Here is a 21,507-nt window from a genome sequence, read left to right as displayed (position 1 = left end):
GACCGAAGGGAGACGACGAGATGCTCGGGCTTTTCTCTCGCCGCACACGCTCCGCGGTGCCGCCGGCCGGGGGCCGGTCCGCGGGACGCCGCGTCGCCGCGGTGGCCGGCGGCCTCGCCGCGATCCTCGCCGCCGGCACGGCCGGACCCCTCCCGGCCGCCGCGACGGACGGCCCCGCCCCCGCGCAGTGCCCGGCGAACCTGGCGGCGGAGGCCACCTGCTACCGGGGCCAGGACGCGAGCGGCGCCTTCTACGCGATGGCCGTCCCGCACGACTGGAACGGCTCGCTGGTCGTGCACGCCCACGGCGGCCCCGACCTCGGCGACACCTCCGACCCCGAGCGCAGCACCGGGGACCTGGAGCGCTGGTCGGTGATGGTCAAGGAGGGCTACGCCTGGGCGGGTTCGTCGTACCGCCGCGGCGGCTACGGCACGCGGATGGCCGCCGCGGACACCGAGAACGTGCGCCGGCTGTTCGTGAAGCGCTTCGGCACCCCGCGCCGGACCTTCGTCCACGGCCAGTCCTGGGGCGGCGACGTGGCGGCCAAGGTCGCCGAGATCTACGGCACCGGCAGGCACGCGCCCTACGACGGCGTCCTGCTCACCAGCGGTGTCCTCGGCGGCGGTTCGCGCGGCTACGACTACCGGGTGGACCTGCGCGTGGTCTACCAGTACTACTGCCGGAACCACCCGCGTCCCACGGAGCCCCAGTACCCCCTGTGGACGGGGCTGCGCGCGGACTCGACGATGACGGCCACGGGTCTGCGCTCCAGGCTCCAGGAGTGCACCGGTTACGCGTCGCCGCCGCAGGAGCGCACGCCGCTCCAGCAGCGGAACCTGGACGACATCCTCGCGGTGACGCGCGTCCCCGAGCGGACGCTGGAGTCGCACCTGCGCTTCGCGACCTTCACCTTCCGCGACATCGTCGTCAACCGGCTGGGCGGCCGCAATCCGTTCGACAACACGACCGTGCGGTACCGCGGTTCGCACGACGACGCCGCCCTCAACGCGGGCGTGGAGCGCTTCGCCGCGGACCCGTCGGCCAAGCGGGACCTGTCCTTCGACAGCGACATCACCGGCGCCGTCTCCCTGCCCGTGCTCACGATGCACGCCATCGACGACCCCACGGCGTTCGTCGAGCACGAGGCGGCCTACCGGGCGTCGCTGGAGGGCGCGGCCCGCTCCCGCGGCGACCGGGGGCGGGTCCGTCTCGTGCAGACCTTCACCCGGGAGTCCGAGCACAGCGAACTGAGCTCCGCGGAGTACGCCGCCGCCCTCGACGCCCTCGCCGGCTGGGTGCGCACCGGCCGCACGCCCACACCGGCGTCGGTCGCGGCCTCCTGCCCGGCGTACGACGCCGGCTACGGCACCGGCTGCTTCTTCGCCCCGGACTGGTTCCCGCGCCCGTACGCCACCCGCGTCTACCCGCGGCCGGGCGGTACGCACTGGCCGGCGCTGTCCGCGGCACGGGAGCGGGTGCTCAGCCGGCTGCCGGGCGTGGGCATCGCGCCCTGAGCGGCGCGCCCCGGGCGGCGCCGCCCGCCTCCCACCTGCAGAATCTTGCAGAAAGTTTCTGCAGGGGCCTTCCGTCCCGCCGGGAAGCGCTGTTACGTTCCTCATCGTCCCGGTCCGGCCGGCCGGGGGTCCGCGCCTGACGGCGGCCCCACGCGCCCGGCCGGCCGGACCGGGGACGTACGGACAAAGGCCGTTCCTGACGCCGGGCCCGGCGTCAGGAGCGGCGGCCGCCGCCGGGCGCCTGGCCCGTGGAGCCGCGCACGACGAGCTCCGTCTGGAAGACGAACTCCGAACGCTGCACCGGATTGCCGCCGATCTCCTCCAGCAGCGCGTTCACGGCGGCCGCCCCCATCGCCTCGACCGGCTGCCGGACCGTGGTCAGCGGCGGGTCGGTGAAGGCGATCAGCGGCGAGTCGTCGTAGCCGACGACCGAGACGTCCCCGGGGACCGTCAGCCCCCGCTCCCGCGCCGCCCGCACGGCCCCCAGCGCCATCAGGTCGCTGCCGCACACGATGCCCGTGCAGCCCCGGTCCAGCAGCGCGCCGGCGGCCGCGTGACCGCCCTCGACGGAGAAGAGCGTGTGCTGCACGCAGCCCGCCGCCTCCTCCTTGTCCAGGCCCAGGAAGTCGCCCAGCGCCTCCACGAAGCCGTCGACCTTGCGGTGCACCGGCACATACCGGTTGGGCCCGACGGCCAGCCCGATCCGCTGGTGGCCGAGGTCCACCAGGTGCTGCACGGCGATCCGCGCCGAGGCGCGCTCGTCCGGCGAGATGTACGGGCCCGCGATGGCCGGGTTGTAACCGTTGACGAGCACATAGGGCACGCCCTGGCCGAGGAGCCGGGCATAGCGCTCGGGGTCGGCGGTGACATCGGCGTGCAGGCCGGACAGGAAGACGATGCCGCGCACCCCGCGCTCCACGAGCGCCTCCACCAGTTCGTCCTCGGTGGAGCCGCCGGGGTGCTGGGTGCACAGCACCGCGGTGTAGCCGTAGCCGGTCAGGTTCTGCTCGATGACCTGGGCGAAGGCGGGAAAGATCGGGTTGTTGAGCTCGGGGGTGATCAGGCCGATCTGACCGGCGCTGCGCCGGCGCAGCCGCACCGGGCGCTCGTAACCGAGCACGTCGAGTGCGGCCAGCACCTTCTGCCGGGTGGCGGGGGCGACCCCCGCCTTCCCGTTCAGCACGCGGCTGGCGGTGGCCTCGCTGACCCCCGCCTGTGCCGCGATGTCGGCGAGGCGGGCCGTGGTGTTCACGATCCCCGAGCCTATGCGACCGCGGCGCACGTCAAACGGCCCACCAGACGGTCGTGTCGGACGGGAGGACGGCCCCGTCCGCCGTGACCTCGACGGGGGCGCTGCTCAGCAGCACCGTGCCCGGCGCCGGCAGGGTCACCGGGGCGCCCGTGGTGTTGACGGTGCAGACGAAGCCGGGGCGGCGGAAGACCAGCACGCCCCGCGGGGCGTCCTGCCAGTGCACCGACTCCCCCGCGCCGAGGCCCGGCAGTTCGCGGCGCAGCCGCAGGGCCGCGCGGTACAGCTCCAGCGTGGACGCCGGGTCCCCGGTCTGCGCCGCCACGCTCAGGCCGGCCCAGGAGGCGGGCTGCGGCAGCCAGCTGCCGCCGCTGCCGAAGCCGTACGAGCTGCCCTCCGCCGTCCACGGGATCGGCACCCGGCAGCCGTCGCGGAAGCCGTCCTGGCCGGCGGCGCGGAAGAACGCCGGGTCCTGGCGGACCTCGTCCGGCAGGTCGGTGACCTCGGGCAGGCCCAGCTCCTCGCCCTGGTAGACGTACGCGGAGCCGGGCAGCGCCAGCATCAGCAGGGAGGCGGCACGGGCGCGGCCCACGTCGTACGTCCGCTGGTCGGCGGAGAGCCGGGTGGCGTGGCGGACCACGTCGTGGTTGGACAGCACCCAGGTGGTGGGCGCGGCGACCGGGCGCATGGCGTCCAGCGAGCGGTCGATGACCTCGCGCAGCTCGGCGGCGTCCCACCGGGTGCCCAGGTACTGGAAGTTGAAGGCCTGGTGCAGTTCGTCGTGGCGGACGTAGTTGGCCGTGCGCTCCACGGTGGGCGTCCAGGCCTCGGCGACGGCGATGCGCTGCCCCTGGTACTCGTCGAGGATGCGCCGCCACGAGCGGTAGACCTCGTGCACGCCGTCCTGGTCGAAGAAGGGCAGGACATCGTTGCCAAGCAGCTTGAGCTGCTCGTGGGCGCCGATGTCGGGCAGGCCGTCGGCCTTCACCAGGCCGTGCGCGACGTCGATGCGGAAGCCGTCGACGCCCATGTCCAGCCAGAAGCGCAGGATCGAGCGGAACTCGTCCTGGACGGCCGGGTGCTCCCAGTTGAAGTCGGGCTGCTCGGGCGCGAACAGGTGCAGGAACCACTCGCCGTCGGCCGCGCGGGTCCAGGCCGGGCCGCCGAAGACCGACTCCCAGTCGTTGGGCGGCAGTTCGCCGTTCCCGCCCTTGCCGGCACGGAAGTGGTAGCGCTGCCGCAGCGGGGAGCCGGGGCCCTCGCGCAGCGCCTGCTTGAACCACTCGTGCTGGTCGGAGGAGTGGTTGGGGACCAGGTCGACGATGATCCGCAGGCCCAGCCGGTGGGCGTCGCGGATCAGCCCGTCGGCGTCGTGCAGGGTGCCGAACATCGGGTCGATGGCCCGGTAGTCGGCGACGTCGTAGCCGCCGTCGGCCTGCGGGGAGGCGTAGAAGGGGCTCAGCCAGACCGCGTCGACACCCAGGTCGCGCAGGTACGGAAGGCGCTCGCGGACGCCGGGGATGTCGCCCATGCCGTCGCCGTTCCCGTCGGCGAAACTCCGGGGGTAGACCTGGTAGATGACCGCGTCTCTCCACCAGTCCGTGGCGGCCACGGGCTGGTCGGAGGGGTGGGGGTGACGGGTGGAGTCCGCCAGGTACTGGGTCATGGTGATCCCTTGGAGGAGTGGAGGCGCGGTACGGCGAGGAAGGCGGGGCCGGGGTGCCCGGCCGGTCGGGCCGGGCACCCCGGGGCGTGCGGTCAGGACTTGGCGGCGCCGGCGGTGAGGCCGGTGACCAGGTGCTTCTGCACGAGGTAGAAGACGAAGCTGACGGGGATGGCGATGAGCACCGCGGTGGCGGCCATGTAGTTCCACTGCGCGTCGTGCTCGCTGACGAAGCTGCTCAGGCCCACGGCGAGGGTGTACTTGCCGTCGTCGAGCATGAAGGTGGTGGCGAAGGCGACCTCGCCCCAAGCGGTGAGGCAGGTGTAGAAGGCGGCCACCGCCAGGCCGGGCCGGGCCAGCGGCAGCACCAGCCGCCAGAAGGTGCCGAACGGGCTGAGCCCGTCGACGCGGCCGGCCTCGTCGATCTCGAAGGGGATCGTGTCGAAGTAGCCCTTGAGCATCCACGCGCAGTACGGCACGGCGGTGCTGCAGTAGACGAGGATCAGGCCGCCGTAGGTGTCGATCAGCCCCAGGTCCGAGAGGATCACGTACATCGGGACCATGAGCACGGCGACCGGGAACATCTGGGTGATCAGCAGCGCCCACATGAACTTCTTGTAGCCCGGGAAGCGCATGCGGGAGACCGCGTAGCCGGTGGTGGCCGCGATCAGTACGCCGATGAGGCAGGTGGCCCCCGCGACGATCAGGGTGTTGCCGAACCAGGTGAGGAAGCCCGTGTGCTGCAGGACGAAGGAGTAGTTGGAGAAGCCGGCCTTGTCCAGGATCCGGCCGGGGTGCAGGTAGTCGTCCTTGTCCGGGCCGAGGGAGAGGAAGACCAGCCAGCCGATCGGGAAGAGCGCGATCAGGCTGGCGCCGGACAGTACACCGTGCGACAGCACCGAGGCGGTCCGGCTGCGGCGGCCGCGGCGGTACCCGCCCGGGCGCCGCTTCCCCGGCGCGGCGCCCTGCGGCTCGCCGGAGGAATCGGGGCCGGGCCCCGGGATCGTGGTCTGGGTCGTGGTGCTCATGCTGATCCCCTCAGGCGGCGAGCTGGTCATGGCGGGCCAGCCAGCGGCGGTAGAAGGTGGTGAAGACGACCAGGATCGACAGCAGGAGCACGCCGTAGGCGGCGGACTGCGCGTAGTCGCGCGGCTGCTGGCCGAACCCGAGTTGGTAGGCCCAGGTCACGAGGATCTGCGCGTCCGGCGCGCCGCTGCCGAAGAGCAGGTAGATGATGGCGAACTGGTTGAACGTCCAGATAATGCCGAGCAGCACGACGGTGCTGCTGACCGAGCGCAGGCCGGGCAGGGTCACATTGCGGAAGCGCTGCCAGGCGTTCGCGCCGTCCATCTCGGCGGCCTCGTACAGCTCCGACGGAATCGACTGGAGACCGCCGAGGAGCGAGACCATCATGAAGGGCACGCCCACCCAGGTGTTGACCAGGATCGCGGCGATCTGCTGGAAGGTGCTGTCCTCCAGCCACTGCGGCTGCGGCAGGTGCAGGCCCCCCAGGACGGAGTTCACCACCCCGGAGTCGCCGAGCATGATCCGCCAGGAGAAGACGGTGACGAACGTCGGCACCGCCCAGGGCAGGATCAGCATCATCCGGTAGAAGGTGCGCCCGCGCAGCTTCTGGTTGAGCAGCAGCGCCAGGCCGAGGCCGAGGCCGTAGTGGAGGGCGACGCAGACCGCGGTCCAGATCACCGTCCAGATGAAGTGCGACCAGAAGCGGTCGTAGGAGGTCGGGCCCCAGAGGATGTCGGCGTAGTTGTGCAGGCCGATGAACTGGTAGGTGGCGTCGATGTGGTTGACGCCGATGGTGCGGGCCGAGTTCAGGCTGTTGGCGTCGGTGAGCGTGAGGTACATGCCCTGGACGAGCGGGTAGCCCACCAGGACGCCGAGCACGACGACCACCGGGGCGATCATCGCGTACGCGTACCAGTGCTTCTGGTAGGAGCGCTTGAGGCGCTCGATCGGACCGGGGCGCGATCCGCGCGTTTCGCGGGACTCGCGCACCGTGCCCGGGGCGGCGGCTGTCATCGTTGGGGCCTTCTCCACGGGGTGTCGTGCGGGGCTTCGTGCGGGGCGTCTTCCGGCGGAGGACAGCCGGTGGCCGCCGGCCCGCCCGGTTCGGGGGCGGGGCCGGCGGCCGCGGGGATCACTTGCTGTAGTCGGGCAGCAGCTTGGCCATCGCGACGGCCGCGTTGTCCAGGCCCTTGTCCAGCGGCTCCTTGCCGCCGGCGACCTTGGTCAGCTCGTCGCCGAGCGGACCCCACAACGAGCTGTACTCGGGCAGCTCGGGGCGCGGCTGGGCGGAGGACAGCACCGACTGGAAGCCCGCGACACCCGGGTCCGCGGTCACCTGCGCGGTGTAGGCGTCCGAGCGGGTCGGCAGCGTGGAGTTCTTCAGGGCGATGGTGGTCTGGCTCTTCGCCGAGGTCATGAAGTTCACGAACTTCAGCGCGGCTTCCTGGTGGGCCTTGTCCGAGCCGGCGTAGACGGCGAGGTTGTGGCCGCCGGTGGGGGCGCCGGCCGAACCGGCGGAGCCGGCCGGGACCGGGGCGATACCGAGGTTCGCCTTGTCGGCGAACGCGGAGCCCTTGTAGAAGTTGGTGATCTCCCACGGGCCCTGGATGATCGCGGCGACCTTGCCGTTGACGAAGGCGTCCTGGATGTGGGCGTAGGCGTCCGCGGTGGTGTCGGCCTTGTGCAGCCCGGCGCCGGAGAACATGCTCTGCCAGGTGGTGAGGCCCTTGACTGCGGCGTCACCGTTGACGGTGATCTTCTTGGCGGAGGTGTCGACCATGTCGGTGCCCTCGCCGTACAGGAACGGCTGGGCGTAGTAGGAGGCGGTGTTCAGCCAGAAGCCGTCGGCACCGGTCTTCGCCTTGATGGTCTTGGCGGCGGCCTTCAGGTCGTCCCAGGTCTTGGGGGCCTCGGCGATGCCGGCCTGCTGGAAGAGCTTCTTGTTGTAGACCAGCGCCAGGGTGTCGGTGGTGAAGGGGACACCGTAGGTCTTGCCGTCGAACTGGGCCTGCTTGAGCAGGGACGCCTGGAACTTGTCCTGGTCGGCGAGGGCCTCGGTGCCGTCCAGCGGCAGGAAGTAGCTCTTCTTGGCGAACGCGGGCGTCCAGCCGACCTCGGAGCGGAGCACATCGGGGGCGCCCTTGCTGCCGGCGGCGGTGTCGAACTTGTTCTGCGCCGCGTCGAAGGGGACGTTGACGTACTTGACCTTGATCTTCGAGTTCGCCTTCTCGAAGTCCGCCACCAGGGCCTTGTAGGTCGGCGCCTCATTGGTGGCGTTCGAGGTGTCCCACCAGGTGATGGTGACGGGACCGTCGGCCTTGTCACTGCCGCTGTCGCCGCCGCAAGCCGTCGCCGCGAGCCCGAGCGCCGCAACCAGCGCGGTGGCCGCTATGCCACGCCGCATGTGATCTCCTCCAGGATGAAAGCCCGTGATACTGCGGGGCGCGTCGCCGCGTCCCCCCTGCCGACTGCACCGTTGCGGCCGCCGGGCTGTCGAGGAACGTAACAGGGATGAAAGCTTCCGGAAAGACCTTGCAGCAAAGACTTGCAAGATCTTCCGATCGTTACGTCGGTGTGTCCCGGCAGTTGCCGAGAGGAGACGTGCGGGAGGAAGCACGACGACGTGGAAGTCATTACGCCATCTTCCGCAAAATTCTGAAAGGCATTGCCGATCGGGCGGTGGATGGGAATCATCGGCAGGAACCGGCGCCGACTCACGAGGGACCGACATGACCCAAGAGCTCGCCCCCGTCGTCCACGGCGCGGCCCCCGCGGCCGCGGGCCGCCCCGAGGGCTCGGACCCCGACTGGTGGCGCAGTGCCGTCATCTACCAGGTGTACGTGCGCTCCTTCGCGGACGGCGACGGCGACGGCGTGGGCGACCTGCCCGGCGCCCGGGCGCGGCTGCCCTACCTGGCGGAGCTGGGGGCCGACGCCGTCTGGCTGACCCCCTTCTACGCCTCCCCGCAGGCCGACGGCGGCTACGACGTCGCCGACTACCGGACCGTGGACCCCCTCTTCGGCTCCCTCGCAGACGCCGACGACCTCGTCCGGACCGCGCACGAACTGGGCCTGAGGGTGATCGTGGACGTCGTCCCGAACCACACCTCCGACCGGCACGCGTGGTTCCGGGCCGCGCTCGCGGACCGGCACGGGGGTCCGGCCCGCGAGCGCTACCACTTCCGCACCGGCAAGGGCGGGAACGGCGAACTGCCGCCCAACGACTGGGAGTCGGTCTTCGGCGGCCCGGCCTGGACCCGCGTGCCCGACGGCGACTGGTACCTCCACCTGTTCGCGCCCGAGCAGCCCGACCTCAACTGGGAGCACCCCGAGGTGCGGGAGGAGTTCGAGCAGATCCTGCGCTTCTGGCTCGACCTCGGCGTCGACGGCTTCCGCGTCGACGTCGCCCACGGCATGGTCAAGGCCCCCGGCCTGCCCGACATCGGGCACAAGGAGCAGGTCAAGCTGATCGGCTCCCAGGTGCTGCCGTTCTTCGACCAGGACGGCGTGCACGAGATCCACCGCTCCTGGCGGCGGCTGCTCGACGGCTACCCGGGCCGGCGCATCGGCGTCGCCGAGGCCTGGGCGCCCACCCCCGAGCGCATGGCGCTCTATGTGCGCCCCGACGAACTGCACCAGGCCTTCAACTTCCACTTCCTGCGCTGCGACTGGGACGCCGCCGCCATGCGCGCCGTCATCGACGAGTCGCTGGCCGCCACCGTCTCCGTCGGCGCCCCCACCACCTGGGTGCTCTCCAACCACGACGTGGTCCGCCATGTCACCCGCTACGGCGGCGGCGCCACCGGGCTGCGCCGCGCGCGGGCCGCGGCGCTGCTGATGCTGGCGCTGCCCGGCTCGGTCTACGTCTACCAGGGCGAGGAACTGGGCCTGCCCGAGGTCACCGACCTGCCGGACGAGGTCCGCCAGGACCCCTCCTTCTTCCGCGACAACGGGCAGGACGGACTGCGCGACGGCTGCCGGGTGCCGATCCCGTGGACGGCGGGCGGCAGCTCGTACGGTTTCGGCAGCGGCGGCAGCTGGCTGCCGCAGCCCGCCTCCTGGGCCGGCCTGAGTGTCGAGGCCCAGACCGGGGACCCGGCGTCCACGCTGGAGCTGTACCGCAAGGCCCTGCGGCTGCGCCGCGAACTGCCCGGTCTCGGCGACGGCCCGATGCGGTGGCTGGACGCCCCCGAGGGTGTGCTGGCCCTCTCCCGGCCCGGCCTGGTCTGCACCCTGAACACCCGCTCCACGCCCGTCGAACTGCCCGTTCCCGGGCGGCCGGTGCTCTCCAGCGAGCCGTTGGGAACCACCGGCGGAAACATCCGTCTTCCGGCCCATTCGTGCATCTGGTGGGCGATCTGAGATGCGACCGGTACAGTCCAATCCTGTGACCGCAAGGCTTGCCGACATCGCAGCCCAGGCGGGGGTGAGCGAAGCGACGGTCAGCCGGGTTCTCAACGGCAAGCCCGGGGTCTCCGCGGCAACCCGCCAATCCGTGCTGACCGCACTCGATCTGCTCGGCTACGAACGGCCGGTCCGGCTGCGCCGGCGCAGCGCCGGGCTCGTCGGGCTCATCACGCCCGAGCTGGAGAACCCCATCTTCCCGGCCTTCGCCCAGGTCATCGGCCAGGCGCTGACCCGCCAGGGATACACCCCGGTGCTGGCCACCCAGACACCCGGCGGCTCCACCGAGGACGAACTGGTGGAGATGCTCGTCGAGCGCGGCGTCGCCGGGATCATCTTCGTCTCCGGCCTGCACGCCGACTCCACCGCCGACATGGAGCGCTACGACCGGCTGCACGGCCAGGGCGTGCCCTTCGTCCTCATCAACGGGTTCTCCGACCGGATCAAGGCGCCGTTCGTGTCCCCCGACGACCGGGGCGCGATGCGGCTGGCCGTCACTCATCTGGCATCGCTCGGCCACGAGCGGATCGGCCTGGCCGTCGGGCCCAAGCGCTTCGTCCCGGTGCAGCGCAAGATCGAGGGCTTCCTGCGCAGCATGGACCAGGTGCTCGGCATACCGGCGCGGCTCGCCGAGGACCGCATCCAGCACTCGCTGTTCACCTTGGAGGGCGGCCAGGCGGCCGCCTCGGGGCTGATCGGGGCCGGCTGCACCGCCGTGGTCTGCGCCTCGGACATGATGGCGCTCGGCGCCGTCCGGGCCGCCCGGCAGCACGGCCTGTCGGTGCCCGGTGACGTCTCGGTCGTCGGGTTCGACGACTCCCCGCTCATCGCGTTCACCGATCCGCCGCTCACCACGATCCGCCAGCCGGTCACGGCGATGGGCCAGGCCGCGGTGCGCGCGCTGCTGGAGGAGGTCGGGGGCACCCCGGCCCCGCACAGCGAGTTCGTCTTCCTGCCTGAACTGGTCGTACGCGGTTCGACGGCATCAGGTCCCGGGGCCGGGGCAGCCGTACCGGTACAGCAGTCGGCCTGGAGGCGTACGCAGGATGCACGGAATCCGACCGGGGGCTGATCGGACGGCCTACCCCCGCATGGCAGACTATCCCCCCATGGGGGAATCGACCGCGAAGATCCTGGCACGCCGAGCCGCAACGGCAGCCCCGCCGCGCTCCATCGATTCCCGTGACGCCGATGGAGCGACGACGGGCAACGGGCGGCTGGCACCACGCCGACCACGGCTGTGGTTCGAGATCCTGCTGATCGCCGTCAGCTACTGGATCTACTCACTCGTGCGCAACGCCGTGCCCGAACAGCAGGCCGCGGCCATGCGCAACGCGGACCGGGTGTGGGACCTGGAACAGTCCTTCGGCCTCGCCTTCGAGCACGCGATCAACCATGCCGTGAATTCGGTAACGTGGCTCATCGTCGGGATGAACTATTACTACGCCACGCTGCACTTCGTGGTAACTCTCGCGGTGCTCGTCTGGCTCTTCCGCCGGCACCCCGGGCGCTACGCCCCGACCCGGCTGGTGCTGTTCGTGACGACCGGCATCGCACTGCTGGGGTACTACTTCTTCCCGCTGGCGCCGCCGCGGCTGATGGGCAGCGGCTTCATCGACACCGTGCGGATCCACCACACCTGGGGCTCGATGGCCTCCGGCGACCTGGCGCACGTGTCCAACCAGTACGCGGCCATGCCCTCGATGCACATCGGGTGGTCGCTGTGGTGCGGCATCACGGTCGCGATGCTGGCGCGGCACACCTGGGTCCGGGTGCTCGGGGTGCTCTACCCCGTCACCACGCTGCTCGTGATCGTGTCCACCGCCAACCACTTCTGGCTGGACGCGGCCGGCGGCACCGCCTGCCTCACGGTCGGCTTCGCCGCGTCCTGGGCGGTCTACGGCGGGCTGGCGTACAAACTCCCCCGCCAGGTGCGGGTCGCCACCGCATAGCGCCGCGCGGGCGGTGCGGGACACGGTCGCGTCCCGTCCCGCCGGCGCTAGGCGTCGTAGAAGAGGCGCTCCACCACCGCACGTGCGCGGCGGGTCGTCCGGCGGTAGTCCTCCACCATGTCGCCGACGTGCCCGGGTTCGTACCCGAGGTGGCGGCCGACCGCGGCGAGTTCCCTGCCGTCCCCCGGGAAGGTGTCGCCGGGGCGGGCGCGGACGAGCATCACCGCGTTGCGGACGCGGCCGGCCAGCACCCAGGCGGCGTCGAGGACTTCGGCGTCCTCCGCGCCGAGCAGGCCCGCCTCCGTCGCCGCGGCGAGCGCGGGCCGGGTACGGGTGGTCCGCAGGCCCGCGATCCGCGCGCCGTGCTGCAGCTGGAAGAGCTGCACCGTCCACTCGACGTCGCTGAGCCCGCCCCGCCCCAGCTTGGCGTGCGTCGTCGGGTCGGCGCCGCGCGGCAGGCGCTCGGACTCCATGCGGGCCTTGAGACGGCGGATCTCCCGGACCGCCTCCTCCGTCAGTCCCCCGGCCGGGTAGCGCAGCGGGTCCGCGAGCTCCATGAAGCGCGCGCCCAGCTGCTCGTCGCCCGCGACGTGTTCGGCCCGCAGCAGCGCGTGGCTCTCCCACGCCAGCGACCAGCGCCGGTAGTAGGCGGCGTACGAGGCCAGCGTGCGCACCAGGGGGCCGCTCTTGCCCTCCGGTCGCAGGTCGGCGTCGATGAGGAGCGGCGGGTCGGTGGTCGGGATCTGCAGCAGGCGCCGCAGTTCGTTGGCGACCTTCACGGCCGTGCGGGAGGCGTGGTGCTCCTCCACTCCCTCGTACGGCTCGTGGACGAACAGGACGTCGGCGTCGGAGCCGTAGCCGAGTTCGTGACCGCCGAAGCGGCCCATGCCGATGACCGCGAAACGGGTCGGCAGCGGCTCGCCGTCCGCGGCCTCGACGGCGTTGACGGCGGCCTGCAGCGCCCCCGCGACGGCGGTGGCATTGACGTCGGTGAGGGCCGCGCCCACCGCGTCGGGCGCCTCCCGGTGGACCCCGGTCACATCGGCCGCGGCGGTGCGGAACAGCTCGCGGCGCCGGACGCCGCGCACGGCGGCCACGGCCTGCTCGGCGGAGCCGGCGCGGTGGACGGCGGCCAGCACCTCCTGGTCGAGCGCGGCCCGGGAACGCGGTTGCAGGCCCTCGTCGTCGGCGAGGAGGGCGACCGCCTCGGGCGCGCGCATCAGCAGGTCGGGGGCGAGCCGTCCCGAGGACAGCACCCGGGCGAGGTTCTCGGCGGCGGCGCCCTCGTCGCGCAGCAGCCGCAGGTACCAGGGGGTGCGGCCCAGCGCGTCGCTGACCTTGCGGAAGTTCAGCAGGCCCGCGTCCGGATCGGCGGAGTCGGCGAACCAGCCGAGCAGCACCGGCAGCAGCGTGCGCTGGATGGCGGCCTTGCGGCTCACCCCGGAGGCCAGCGCCTCCAGGTGGCGCAGGGCGGCGGCGGGATCGGCGTAGCCGAGCGCCTCCAGGCGCTGCTTGGCCGCGTCCGGGCTGAGGCCGACCTCGCCGGGCGCGAGCTGCGCCACGGCGTCCAGCAGCGGCCGGTAGAAGAGCTTCTCGTGCAGGCGGCGCACCTCACGGGCGTGCCGCTTCCACTCCCGGTGCAGCTCGGTGACGGGGTCGGCGCGGAACCCCAGGGAGCGGCCGAGGCGGCGCAGGTCCGTCTCGTCCTCGGGCACGAGATGGGTGCGGCGCAGCTTCTGCAGCTGGATACGGTGCTCCATCGTCCGCAGGAAGCGGTACGAGGCGTCGAGCGCCGCTGCGTCCGCCCGCCCCACGTAGCCGCCGGCGGCGAGCTGGGCGAGCGCGGTCAAGGTGGTGCCGCTGCGCAGCGCGGGGTCGGTGCGGCCGTGCACGAGCTGGAGGAGCTGCACGGCGAACTCCACGTCCCGCAGTCCGCCGGGGCCCAGCTTGAGCTCCCGGTCCACGTGCGCGACGGGGATGTTCTCCACGACGCGGCGCCGCATCTCCTGCACGTCCGGCACGAAGTGGTCGCGTTCGGCGGCCTGCCACACCATCGGCGAGAGGGCCTCGACGTACGCCTGGCCGAGCGCCGGGTCGCCGGCGACCGGGCGGGCCTTGAGCAGCGCCTGGAACTCCCAGGTCTTCGCCCACCTCTTGTAGTACGCGACGTGGCTGGAGAGCGTCCGGACCAGGGGGCCGCGCCGGCCCTCGGGCCGCAGGTTGGCGTCGACCTGCCAGATGGTGCCCTCGGCGGTGGTGTCGGAGCAGATCCGCATCATGCGCGAGGCCAGCCGGCCGGCCGCCTGGACCGCCTTGGCCTCGTCCTCCAGGCCCTCGGTCTCGGCCCGGGCCTCGGCGACGAAGATGACGTCCACGTCGGAGATGTAGTTGAGTTCGTGGCCGCCGCACTTGCCCATGGCGATCACCGCGAGCCGGCACTGCGCGGCGTCGGCGGGGGCCTCCGCCTCGGCCATCGACAGCGCGACGCGCAGGGTCGCGGTCGCCAAATCGGCCAGTTCGGCGGCGGTCTGCACGAGGTCGCTGGTGCCGCACACGTCGCGGGCGGCGATGCCCAGCAGGCAGCGCCGGTAGGCGGCCCGCAGCGCGTCGGGGTCGGCGGCGGCGCGCAGGCCGCGTTCGAACTCCGCTGTCCCCGGGTGGAGATCGGCGTGCTCGTAGGTCACCAGGGCGTGCCAGTCGCGCGGGTGCCGGGTCAGGTGGTCGCCCAGCGCCTCGGAGGCTCCCAGCACGCCGAGCAGCCGGTCGCGCAGCGGTTTGGCGGCGGTGATCGTGTCGAGCAGGGTGCGGCGCTCGCCCTCGTCCAGGGCCTCCACCAGCCGGACGAGACCGGTCAGCGCCTGGTCCGGGTCCGCGGTGGCGCCCAGGGCGTCCAGGAGCACCGGGTCACTGCCGACGGACCCCAGTTCCTCGCCGCCCAGGAGCCGCTCGGCGGCGACGGCGTCGGCGAAGCCCCGTTTGAGCAGCCGCCCGAACCTGGTGTCCCGTCGCCCTTCCAGCACTCCGACCACCTTCCGCCGTCTCCCGGCGTCACGGCGTCCGGCCCTCGGCCGCGCCGATCCGCATGTCAGAGAGTATCCGGCCTGTTCCGGCTCCGATATGCCACGTTATGGGTGCTTTCGCGCGAACCCCGACCGCGACGCGAGGGGCCAAAGGGCCATCTGATAGAAAGCGTTGGTCATTTGAACCTACAACCAGCCGGCCGATCGGTCATCAGGGGCGGGGCAACGGAATGCCAAAGGGATCCAGGAGATCCGCAGGGTCGAGAAGACTGCCGGGACTGCCGCCGCTGCGCGGTCGGGCCTGGCTCGCGGTGGGAGCGGTCGTGCTCGGCGGCGTGGGAGCGGTCACGGCCGTGACCGTCGCGCAGAGCCCGGAGGGCACCACCACCGCCGCGTCGGAGGCCGGCAAGCCGGTGCCCACCGTCGTCCGCTCGGTGGAGCTGAAGGGGCAGGGCGGCGAGCGCACCGTGCCGCAGCGCGCCACCGACACCTTCGGGCTGGTCGGCGTGACGTGGGACGACCCGCGCAGCGTCCTGGACGGCACCGTGCAGGTACGGACCCGGTCGGTGGCCACCGGCCAGTGGTCCGACTGGAACACGGTCGACCCGCACAACGACGACGCGCCGGACCCGGACGCCGAGCAGGGCACCCGCGGCGGCTCCGCGCCGCTGTACGTGGGGCCGTCCAACGGCGTGCAGCTGAAGGTCGTCTCCGCGCACGGCGTGTCCGGGAAGCTGCCCGAGGGCATGCGCCTCGCACTCGTCGGCGACGCGGCACACGGCGACTCCGGCACCTCCGGCTCCGGCCTGGCGATGGCCCCCGCGGCCTTCGAGGCGGACGCCGCCGGCGGCGAGGACTCCCCCACCGCCACCGCCGGCGAGTCCACGCCGACGGACACCGCGACCGGCAGCACCACGCCGGACCCGTCGGCGACCGCCACGGCCACCGACACCGCGACCGCGTCCGCCCCGGCCTCGCAGACCACCACGCCGACGACCGGCACCTCGCCGTCCGTGAGCGCGACGCCGACGAAGACCGCCACCCCGACGGCCACGGCGACCAAGAGCGCCACCCCGACCCCGACCTCGACCCGGCCGGTCGCGCCCTCCTCGACCGTGGCGAAGCCGGCCATCGTCACCCGGGCCGGCTGGGGTGCCGACGAGAAGATCCGCGAGGCCGGCGACCCGGACTACGCGGACAAGGTGAACGCGGTCTTCGTGCACCACACCGACACCGCGGTCAGCTACGACTGCTCCCAGTCGGCGAGCATCGTGCGCTCGGTCTACGCGTACCACGTGCAGGCCGAGGGCTGGCGCGACATCGGCTACAACGCCCTGGTCGACAAGTGCGGCAAGATCTTCGAGGGCCGCTTCGGCGGCATCGACCTGCCCGTCATCGGCGCGCACACCTACGGCTTCAACACCCGCAGCTTCGGCATCGCGGTGCTCGGCACCTACCAGGTCATCGACGGCAAGTCCGCCACGCCCATCACCTCGCAGATGCTGGGTTCGGTGGCGGCGCTCGCCGCCTGGAAGCTCGGCCAGTACGGGATCAACCCCAACCCGGGCAGCAAGACGCAGACGCTGACCGAGGGCGCGAGCGACAGCAAGCCGTTCGTCCTGGGCAAGACGTACTCGTTCAACGCGATCTCCGGGCACCGTGACGGCTTCGCCACCGCCTGCCCCGGCCAGGACCTGTACGACAAGCTGCCCACGATCCGCGCCTACGCGGCGGGCCCCGTCGCGGCGCCCACGCTCGGCACGCCGACCGGCGCCACGAAGTCCGGCACCACGTACTACACCAAGGGCGCCATGACGGTGACCTGGAAGACCACGACGCCGGCCGTGCTGGTCAAGCGCTTCGAGGTGCTGGTCGACGGCGCCGTGAAGGCCACCGCGACCGCGACGGCCACCTCGGCCGCGATCACGGTGCCGACGGGCAAGCACACGGTGGCGGTGCGCGCGGTGCACATCAACAACAAGACCTCCGTCTCGGCGTCGCTCGCCGTGACCGGCGACACCACCGCGCCCACGTTCACCACCGCGCCGGCCGTGAAGATCCGCAACGCCACGGTGTCCAACACCTCGGTGCCGGTCACGGTGACCTGGAAGGCCGCCGACAACACGGTGCTCAAGGGCTCCTCGGGCACTGCCCCGAGCGTCGCCTCCTTCGGTCCCACGACGACGAGTTGGAGCACCGCGGGCAAGGCCGGCAGCGCCGTCACCTACGGGCTCAGGGCCACCGACATGGCCGGCAACTACGGCAGCGCCTCGGTGAGCCGCACGGCGGCGATCATCCAGGAGACCTCCGCGGTCAAGACCGGAACCTGGTCGGCGAAGAGCTCCACCAGCTACCTGGGCGGCAAGTCGCTCACCTCCAGCTCCAAGAACGCGTCGCTCACCTGGACGTTCACCGGACGCTCGGTGGGCTGGGTGGTCTCGCGGGCCTCGACCTCGGGACAGGCGTACATCTACGTGGACGGCAAGAAGACCGCCACCGTGGAGCTGAAGTCCGCCGGCACGCTGTACCGGCAGACCATCTGGTCCACCTCCTGGAGCACCAGCGCCAAGCACACCCTGAAGATCGTCGTGGTCGGCACCTCGGGCCGCCCGGCCATCACCACGGACGGCATCACCTACATCAAATGACCTGAGGTGACGCTCTGACAGCAAGGGCCCGGGAGACGCGAGTTGCGCGCCTCCCGGGCCCTTTGCCTGCCCTTGACCTCCCGGAACCCGGTCCTACGGAGCGTTCGACGTACCTTCATCTGCGGAGCGCTTCCGGCTTCCGCGGCCCCCTCCTAACCTGGCGCGGCGCCACTCCCTGTCCCCCGCCCCGGAGGTCCGTCGTGTCCGGCTGGTCCCTGTCCAGTCCCCGCCGCACTGTCACCGCACTCGCATCCGCCTGCGGCCTCGCCGCCGCCTCGCTCGGCCTGTGGGCCGCGCTCGGCGGCTCCGAGACCGCCCACGCCGCGGGCAGCGTTCCCAACCCCGACCACGTGGTCGTGGTGATGATGGAGAACCACGCGTACAACCAGGTCATCGGCAGCTCCAGCGCCCCGTACATCAACAACACGCTGAAGGCCGGCGGCGCCAGCCTCACCCAGTCGTACGGCGTCACGCACCCGAGCCAGCCCAACTACATGCAGATCTTCTCGGGCGGCAACCAGGGCGTCACCGACGACGGCTGCTACACCCCCGGCTTCAGCAAGGCCGCCAACCTCGCCTCCGAGCTGATCGCCGCGGGCAAGAGCTGGGCCAGCTACAACGAGACGCTGCCGAGCCAGGGCTCCACCACCTGCAGCAGCGGCGACTACGCGCGCAAGCACAACCCCTGGTTCGCCTTCAGCAACGTCCCGACGTCGACGGCGAAGACCTTCACGCAGTTCCCGACGGACTTCACGACGCTGCCGAAGATCTCCTTCGTCACGCCGAACCTGTGCAGCGACATGCACGACTGCTCCGTCTCCACCGGCGACACCTGGGTGAAGAACAAGCTGGGCGCCTACGCCACCTGGGCCAAGACCCACAACAGCGTCCTCGTCGTCACCTTCGACGAGGACAACCGCCTGGCGGGCAACCGCATCCCGACGGTCCTGTACGGGCAGCTGGTCACGCCCGGTTCGACCTCGGCCACGACCTACAACCACTACAACATGCTCCGCACGCTGGAGGACCTCGCCGGTCTCACCACGCACGCGGGCAACGCCGCCTCCGCCTCCGACATCACCGGCATCTGGGCGAGCTGAGCGTGTACGTCGCGGACAGCCGCGGCGCCGCCGGCAGCGAGGCCCGGGACGCGACGCGTCCCGGGCCTCGGGTCGCGGCCGCCGTCGCCCCCACGGTCCTCGTCCTCGGCACGGTCAGCCTCATCACCGACGTCTCGTCGGAGATGGTCACGGCCGTACTGCCGCTCTACCTCGTCGCCGGGCTCGGCCTGTCACCGCTCGGCTTCGGCCTGCTCGACGGCGTCTACAACGGCTTCAGCGCGCTGGTGCGCCTGGTCGGCGGCCACCTCGCCGACCGCGGCGGCGGCCGCCACAAGGCCGTCGCCGCCTTCGGCTACGGCCTGTCGGCGGTGTGCAAGCCGGCCCTGCTGCTGGTCCACAGCCTGCCGCTGATCGGCGCGGTCCTCGCCGTCGACCGCACCGGCAAGGGCCTGCGCACGGCGCCGCGCGACGCCATGATCTCGCTCTCCTCCACGCCCGAGGCGCGCGGGCGGGCCTTCGGCGTGCACCGCGCGATGGACACCGCCGGGGCGCTGCTCGGCCCGCTGGTCGCCTTCCTCATCCTGCGCCAGGCGGCCGAGGGCTACGACGCGGTCTTCACGGTCAGCTTCTGCGTGGCCGCGGTCGGCGTGGTCGTGCTGCTGCTCTTCGTCCCCGGTGGCCGGGCGCGGCCCGCCGAGGACCCGGCGGTCCCCGCGGCCCCCGCCGCGCAGCCCTCACTGCGCGCGTCGGTGGCGCTGCTGCGCCGGCCCGACGTACGGCGGCTGACGATCTGCGCCACCCTGCTCGGGCTGTCGACGGTCAGCGACTCCTTCGTCTACCTGCTGCTCCAGCACCGCCTCGGGGTGCCCGACCGCTGGTTCGCACTGATGCCGCTGGGCACCGCGGCGGGCTTCCTGCTGCTCGCGATCCCGCTGGGGCGGCTCGCCGACCGGCTGGGGCGCTGGCGGATGTTCCTCGCCGGGCACGTGGCGCTGCTCGGCGCGTACGCCCTGCTGCTCGCGCACGGGCCCGCCGTCCTCGTGCTGCTGCTGCACGGCACCTTCTACGCCGCCACGGACGGCGTCCTGATGGCCGCCGCCTCCACCGCCGTGCCCGCCGAGCAACGCGGTGCCGGGCTCGCCCTCATCCAGACCGGCCAGGCCGCGGCCCGCTTCGCCGCGTCCCTGGCCTTCGGCGCCGCCTGGACCGCCTGGGGCGACCGTACGGCCCTGACCACCGCCACCGTGGCCCTGGCCGCGTGCGCGGTCTGCGCGGTGTGGCTGCGCCCGACAGCCCCGCCGGCCCCGGCCGCCTGACCTCCACAGAAAGGCTGCGCATGGACAGCGCCCACAGCGCCCCCCTCGGCACCCGGAACCGCCTGCTCGTGCTGCTGGCGGCGGTCGCGGTGCTGGCCGCCGTCGCCGCGGCGGCCGTGCTGCACGCCGCGGACCGGGCCGCCGAGAAGGACCGCCCCCAGGCGGGCGGTCCCGCCGTCACCGAGGGCACCGTCTCGCTCGCGCCGGACGCGCCCCGCATGGTCTTCCGGAACATGGCCTGGGGCCCGCACCGCGACGAGCTCGCCACGGTCCCCGCCGACGACCCCACCGGGGCCCGTACCGCCTCCGGCACCAAGTGCCTGCGCTTCTACGCGGCCGCCGGCACCGGCATCTGCCTCCAGGCCGTGCACGGCGCCGTCCAGGACTCCTACCGGGCGGTCGTGCTCGACGCGCACCTGAAGGAGCTGCGCTCCTACCCGCTGGCCGGCATCCCCACCCGGGCCCGGGTCTCCCCCAGCGGCCGCATGGTCGCCTGGACGGTCTTCGTCGGCGGCGACTCCTACGCCGGCACCAACTTCTCCACCCGCACCTCCGTCCTCGACACGCGCACCTGGGACCTGCGCGCGAACCTGGAGGACTTCTCGATCACCAAGGACGGCAAGCCCTACCACGCGGCCGACGCCAACTTCTGGGGCGTGACCTTCGCCGACGACGGGCACTTCTACGCCACCCTGGGCACCGCGGGCCACACCTACCTGGTGCACGGCGACGTCGCGGCCCGGACCGTCCGCACCCTGCGCAGCAACGTGGAATGCCCCTCGCTGTCCCCCGACGGCACCCGCCTGGTCTTCAAGAAGCGCGTGGCGGGCCTGTCCCCCGACGCCCCGTGGCGGCTGTACGTGCTGGACCTCGCCACGATGCGCGAGCGCCCGCTCGCGGAGGAGCGCAGCGTGGACGACCAGGTCGTCTGGCGGGACGACCGCACGCTCGTCTACGCCCTCGCGGGCGACTTCGGCGCCGACCTGTGGACCGTGCCCGCCGACGGGACCGGGACTGCGCGGCGCATGGCCACCGCCGCGCTGGCGCCGGCGTACCTCGGCTAGCCGCGGCGGCGGGGACCCGGGCGGTGGGGCCGGGTCAGGCAGCGACCACCCGCACGGGGAGCTCCGCCCAGCGGGTGACGCCCTCGCAGTCGGTGCGCATGCCGTAGCGGGCGGACAGTGCCTTGACGATGCCGAGCCCCCGGCCGTGCTCGTCCGGGTCGATGCCGCCGGGCGGCCCGCAGGGGTTGGCCGGCCCGGAGTCGGTCACCTCGATGTGCAGGGCGCTCAGACCGTCCAGCGCGGTCCACGACACCCGCAGGGTCGCGGGCCCCAGGGCGTGCACGATCGCGTTGGTGGTCAGCTCGGAGATCACCAGGAGCACGTCCTCCGCCAGCTCGGGGCAGAGGTTCCAGTCGGCCAGTACCGCGCGCACCCGCCGGCGCACGACGGACAGGGCGCCGGGGATGTGCGAGAGCGGGGCCACGTGCACGTCTTCACGCTGCGGCATCGTGTTCGGCTCCGCCGCCATGTGTCCTCCCTCCGAGGGGCCCGGCCGGGCGTGGGCACCCGGGCGTCGTGGGAACGGTATTGACAGACCCGGCGAAGGGCAATGAAACCGGGTCGGCATTACCGAACGCCGCAATCCGCCCG

General features: G+C 72.5%; 15 protein-coding genes. 8 read left to right on the top strand and 7 right to left on the bottom strand.

What is annotated here, in order from left to right:
* Positions 1 to 20: 20 nt before the first annotated feature.
* Positions 21 to 1,514 (top strand): hypothetical protein, encoded by a 1,494-nt coding sequence (locus ACIP9H_RS40775; protein WP_401592914.1) that lies wholly within the window; start codon positions 21 to 23, stop codon positions 1,512 to 1,514.
* Between the two features lie 214 nt (positions 1,515 to 1,728).
* On the opposite strand, the gene ACIP9H_RS40770 is transcribed toward ACIP9H_RS40775, so the two are convergent.
* The 5 genes from ACIP9H_RS40770 to ACIP9H_RS40750 all read right to left on the bottom strand — a co-directional run bounded on the left by ACIP9H_RS40770 (position 1,729) and on the right by ACIP9H_RS40750 (position 7,856).
* Complete coding sequence (locus ACIP9H_RS40770) at positions 1,729 to 2,766, bottom strand: LacI family DNA-binding transcriptional regulator (protein WP_401592916.1); 1,038 nt, start codon at positions 2,764 to 2,766, stop codon at positions 1,729 to 1,731.
* A 31-nt stretch (positions 2,767 to 2,797) separates the two neighbouring features.
* Positions 2,798 to 4,429, bottom strand: coding sequence for a glycoside hydrolase family 13 protein (locus ACIP9H_RS40765; protein ID WP_401592918.1), 1,632 nt, complete (start codon positions 4,427 to 4,429; stop codon positions 2,798 to 2,800).
* 92 nt (positions 4,430 to 4,521) lie between these two features.
* On the bottom strand, positions 4,522 to 5,454 hold the full coding sequence (locus tag ACIP9H_RS40760) for a sugar ABC transporter permease (protein ID WP_401592920.1): 933 nt from the start codon (positions 5,452 to 5,454) through the stop codon (positions 4,522 to 4,524).
* A gap of 10 nt (positions 5,455 to 5,464) precedes the next feature.
* Positions 5,465 to 6,466, bottom strand: coding sequence for a carbohydrate ABC transporter permease (locus ACIP9H_RS40755; RefSeq protein WP_401592922.1), 1,002 nt, complete (start codon positions 6,464 to 6,466; stop codon positions 5,465 to 5,467).
* A gap of 118 nt (positions 6,467 to 6,584) precedes the next feature.
* Positions 6,585 to 7,856 (bottom strand): extracellular solute-binding protein, encoded by a 1,272-nt coding sequence (locus tag ACIP9H_RS40750; protein WP_401592924.1) that lies wholly within the window; start codon positions 7,854 to 7,856, stop codon positions 6,585 to 6,587.
* Positions 7,857 to 8,181: 325 nt separating this feature from the next.
* Here ACIP9H_RS40750 and ACIP9H_RS40745 point away from each other — a divergent pair, with 325 nt between their 5' ends.
* Genes ACIP9H_RS40745 through ACIP9H_RS40735 form a run of 3 tightly spaced genes read left to right on the top strand, consistent with a single transcriptional unit; the run spans position 8,182 to position 11,807 of the window.
* Positions 8,182 to 9,813: a glycoside hydrolase family 13 protein gene (locus tag ACIP9H_RS40745; RefSeq protein ID WP_401592926.1), complete on the top strand. Its 1,632-nt coding sequence runs from the start codon at positions 8,182 to 8,184 to the stop codon at positions 9,811 to 9,813.
* Between the two features lie 25 nt (positions 9,814 to 9,838).
* Complete coding sequence (locus ACIP9H_RS40740; RefSeq protein WP_401592928.1) at positions 9,839 to 10,927, top strand: LacI family DNA-binding transcriptional regulator; 1,089 nt, start codon at positions 9,839 to 9,841, stop codon at positions 10,925 to 10,927.
* Positions 10,928 to 10,964: 37 nt separating this feature from the next.
* Complete coding sequence (locus ACIP9H_RS40735) at positions 10,965 to 11,807, top strand: phosphatase PAP2 family protein (protein ID WP_360911568.1); 843 nt, start codon at positions 10,965 to 10,967, stop codon at positions 11,805 to 11,807.
* 47 nt (positions 11,808 to 11,854) lie between these two features.
* On the opposite strand, the gene ACIP9H_RS40730 is transcribed toward ACIP9H_RS40735, so the two are convergent.
* On the bottom strand, positions 11,855 to 14,827 hold the full coding sequence (locus tag ACIP9H_RS40730; RefSeq protein ID WP_401592931.1) for a bifunctional [glutamine synthetase] adenylyltransferase/[glutamine synthetase]-adenylyl-L-tyrosine phosphorylase: 2,973 nt from the start codon (positions 14,825 to 14,827) through the stop codon (positions 11,855 to 11,857).
* Between the two features lie 353 nt (positions 14,828 to 15,180).
* Here ACIP9H_RS40730 and ACIP9H_RS40725 point away from each other — a divergent pair, with 353 nt between their 5' ends.
* The 4 genes from ACIP9H_RS40725 to ACIP9H_RS40710 all read left to right on the top strand — a co-directional run bounded on the left by ACIP9H_RS40725 (position 15,181) and on the right by ACIP9H_RS40710 (position 20,916).
* On the top strand, positions 15,181 to 17,475 hold the full coding sequence (locus tag ACIP9H_RS40725) for a peptidoglycan recognition protein (RefSeq protein ID WP_401592933.1): 2,295 nt from the start codon (positions 15,181 to 15,183) through the stop codon (positions 17,473 to 17,475).
* A gap of 200 nt (positions 17,476 to 17,675) precedes the next feature.
* On the top strand, positions 17,676 to 18,575 hold the full coding sequence (locus ACIP9H_RS40720) for an alkaline phosphatase family protein (protein WP_401592935.1): 900 nt from the start codon (positions 17,676 to 17,678) through the stop codon (positions 18,573 to 18,575).
* A 2-nt stretch (positions 18,576 to 18,577) separates the two neighbouring features.
* Entirely contained in the window at positions 18,578 to 19,852 is a 1,275-nt protein-coding gene (locus tag ACIP9H_RS40715) for an MFS transporter (RefSeq protein WP_401592937.1), read from the top strand.
* A 20-nt stretch (positions 19,853 to 19,872) separates the two neighbouring features.
* A complete protein-coding gene (locus tag ACIP9H_RS40710) occupies positions 19,873 to 20,916 on the top strand; it encodes a TolB family protein (RefSeq protein WP_401592939.1) in 1,044 nt (347 codons plus the stop codon).
* A gap of 34 nt (positions 20,917 to 20,950) precedes the next feature.
* Here the strand turns inward: ACIP9H_RS40710 and ACIP9H_RS40705 are convergent, their stop codons facing one another.
* Positions 20,951 to 21,385, bottom strand: a complete 435-nt coding sequence (locus ACIP9H_RS40705) for an ATP-binding protein (protein ID WP_401592941.1) — start codon at positions 21,383 to 21,385, stop codon at positions 20,951 to 20,953.
* Positions 21,386 to 21,507 lie beyond the last annotated feature (122 nt).

It is taken from the genome of Streptomyces sp. NPDC088732 (assembly GCF_044751205.1).
In the GTDB taxonomy this organism is placed as follows: Bacteria; Actinomycetota; Actinomycetes; order Streptomycetales; family Streptomycetaceae; genus Actinacidiphila.
This window is presented reverse-complemented; position numbering and strand designations above follow the sequence as displayed.

Excerpts from the sequence above, each read along its gene's own strand:
- ACIP9H_RS40775 (WP_401592914.1), top strand. The coding sequence starts at position 21 with ATGCTCGGGCTTTTCTCTCGCCGCACACGCTCCGCGGTGCCGCCGGCC.
- ACIP9H_RS40765 (WP_401592918.1), bottom strand. The coding sequence starts at position 4,429 with ATGACCCAGTACCTGGCGGACTCCACCCGTCACCCCCACCCCTCCGAC.
- ACIP9H_RS40760 (WP_401592920.1), bottom strand. The coding sequence starts at position 5,454 with ATGAGCACCACGACCCAGACCACGATCCCGGGGCCCGGCCCCGATTCC.
- ACIP9H_RS40755 (WP_401592922.1), bottom strand. The coding sequence starts at position 6,466 with ATGACAGCCGCCGCCCCGGGCACGGTGCGCGAGTCCCGCGAAACGCGC.
- ACIP9H_RS40750 (WP_401592924.1), bottom strand. The coding sequence starts at position 7,856 with ATGCGGCGTGGCATAGCGGCCACCGCGCTGGTTGCGGCGCTCGGGCTC.
- ACIP9H_RS40745 (WP_401592926.1), top strand. The coding sequence starts at position 8,182 with ATGACCCAAGAGCTCGCCCCCGTCGTCCACGGCGCGGCCCCCGCGGCC.
- ACIP9H_RS40735 (WP_360911568.1), top strand. The coding sequence starts at position 10,965 with ATGGGGGAATCGACCGCGAAGATCCTGGCACGCCGAGCCGCAACGGCA.
- ACIP9H_RS40710 (WP_401592939.1), top strand. The coding sequence starts at position 19,873 with ATGGACAGCGCCCACAGCGCCCCCCTCGGCACCCGGAACCGCCTGCTC.
- ACIP9H_RS40705 (WP_401592941.1), bottom strand. The coding sequence starts at position 21,385 with ATGGCGGCGGAGCCGAACACGATGCCGCAGCGTGAAGACGTGCACGTG.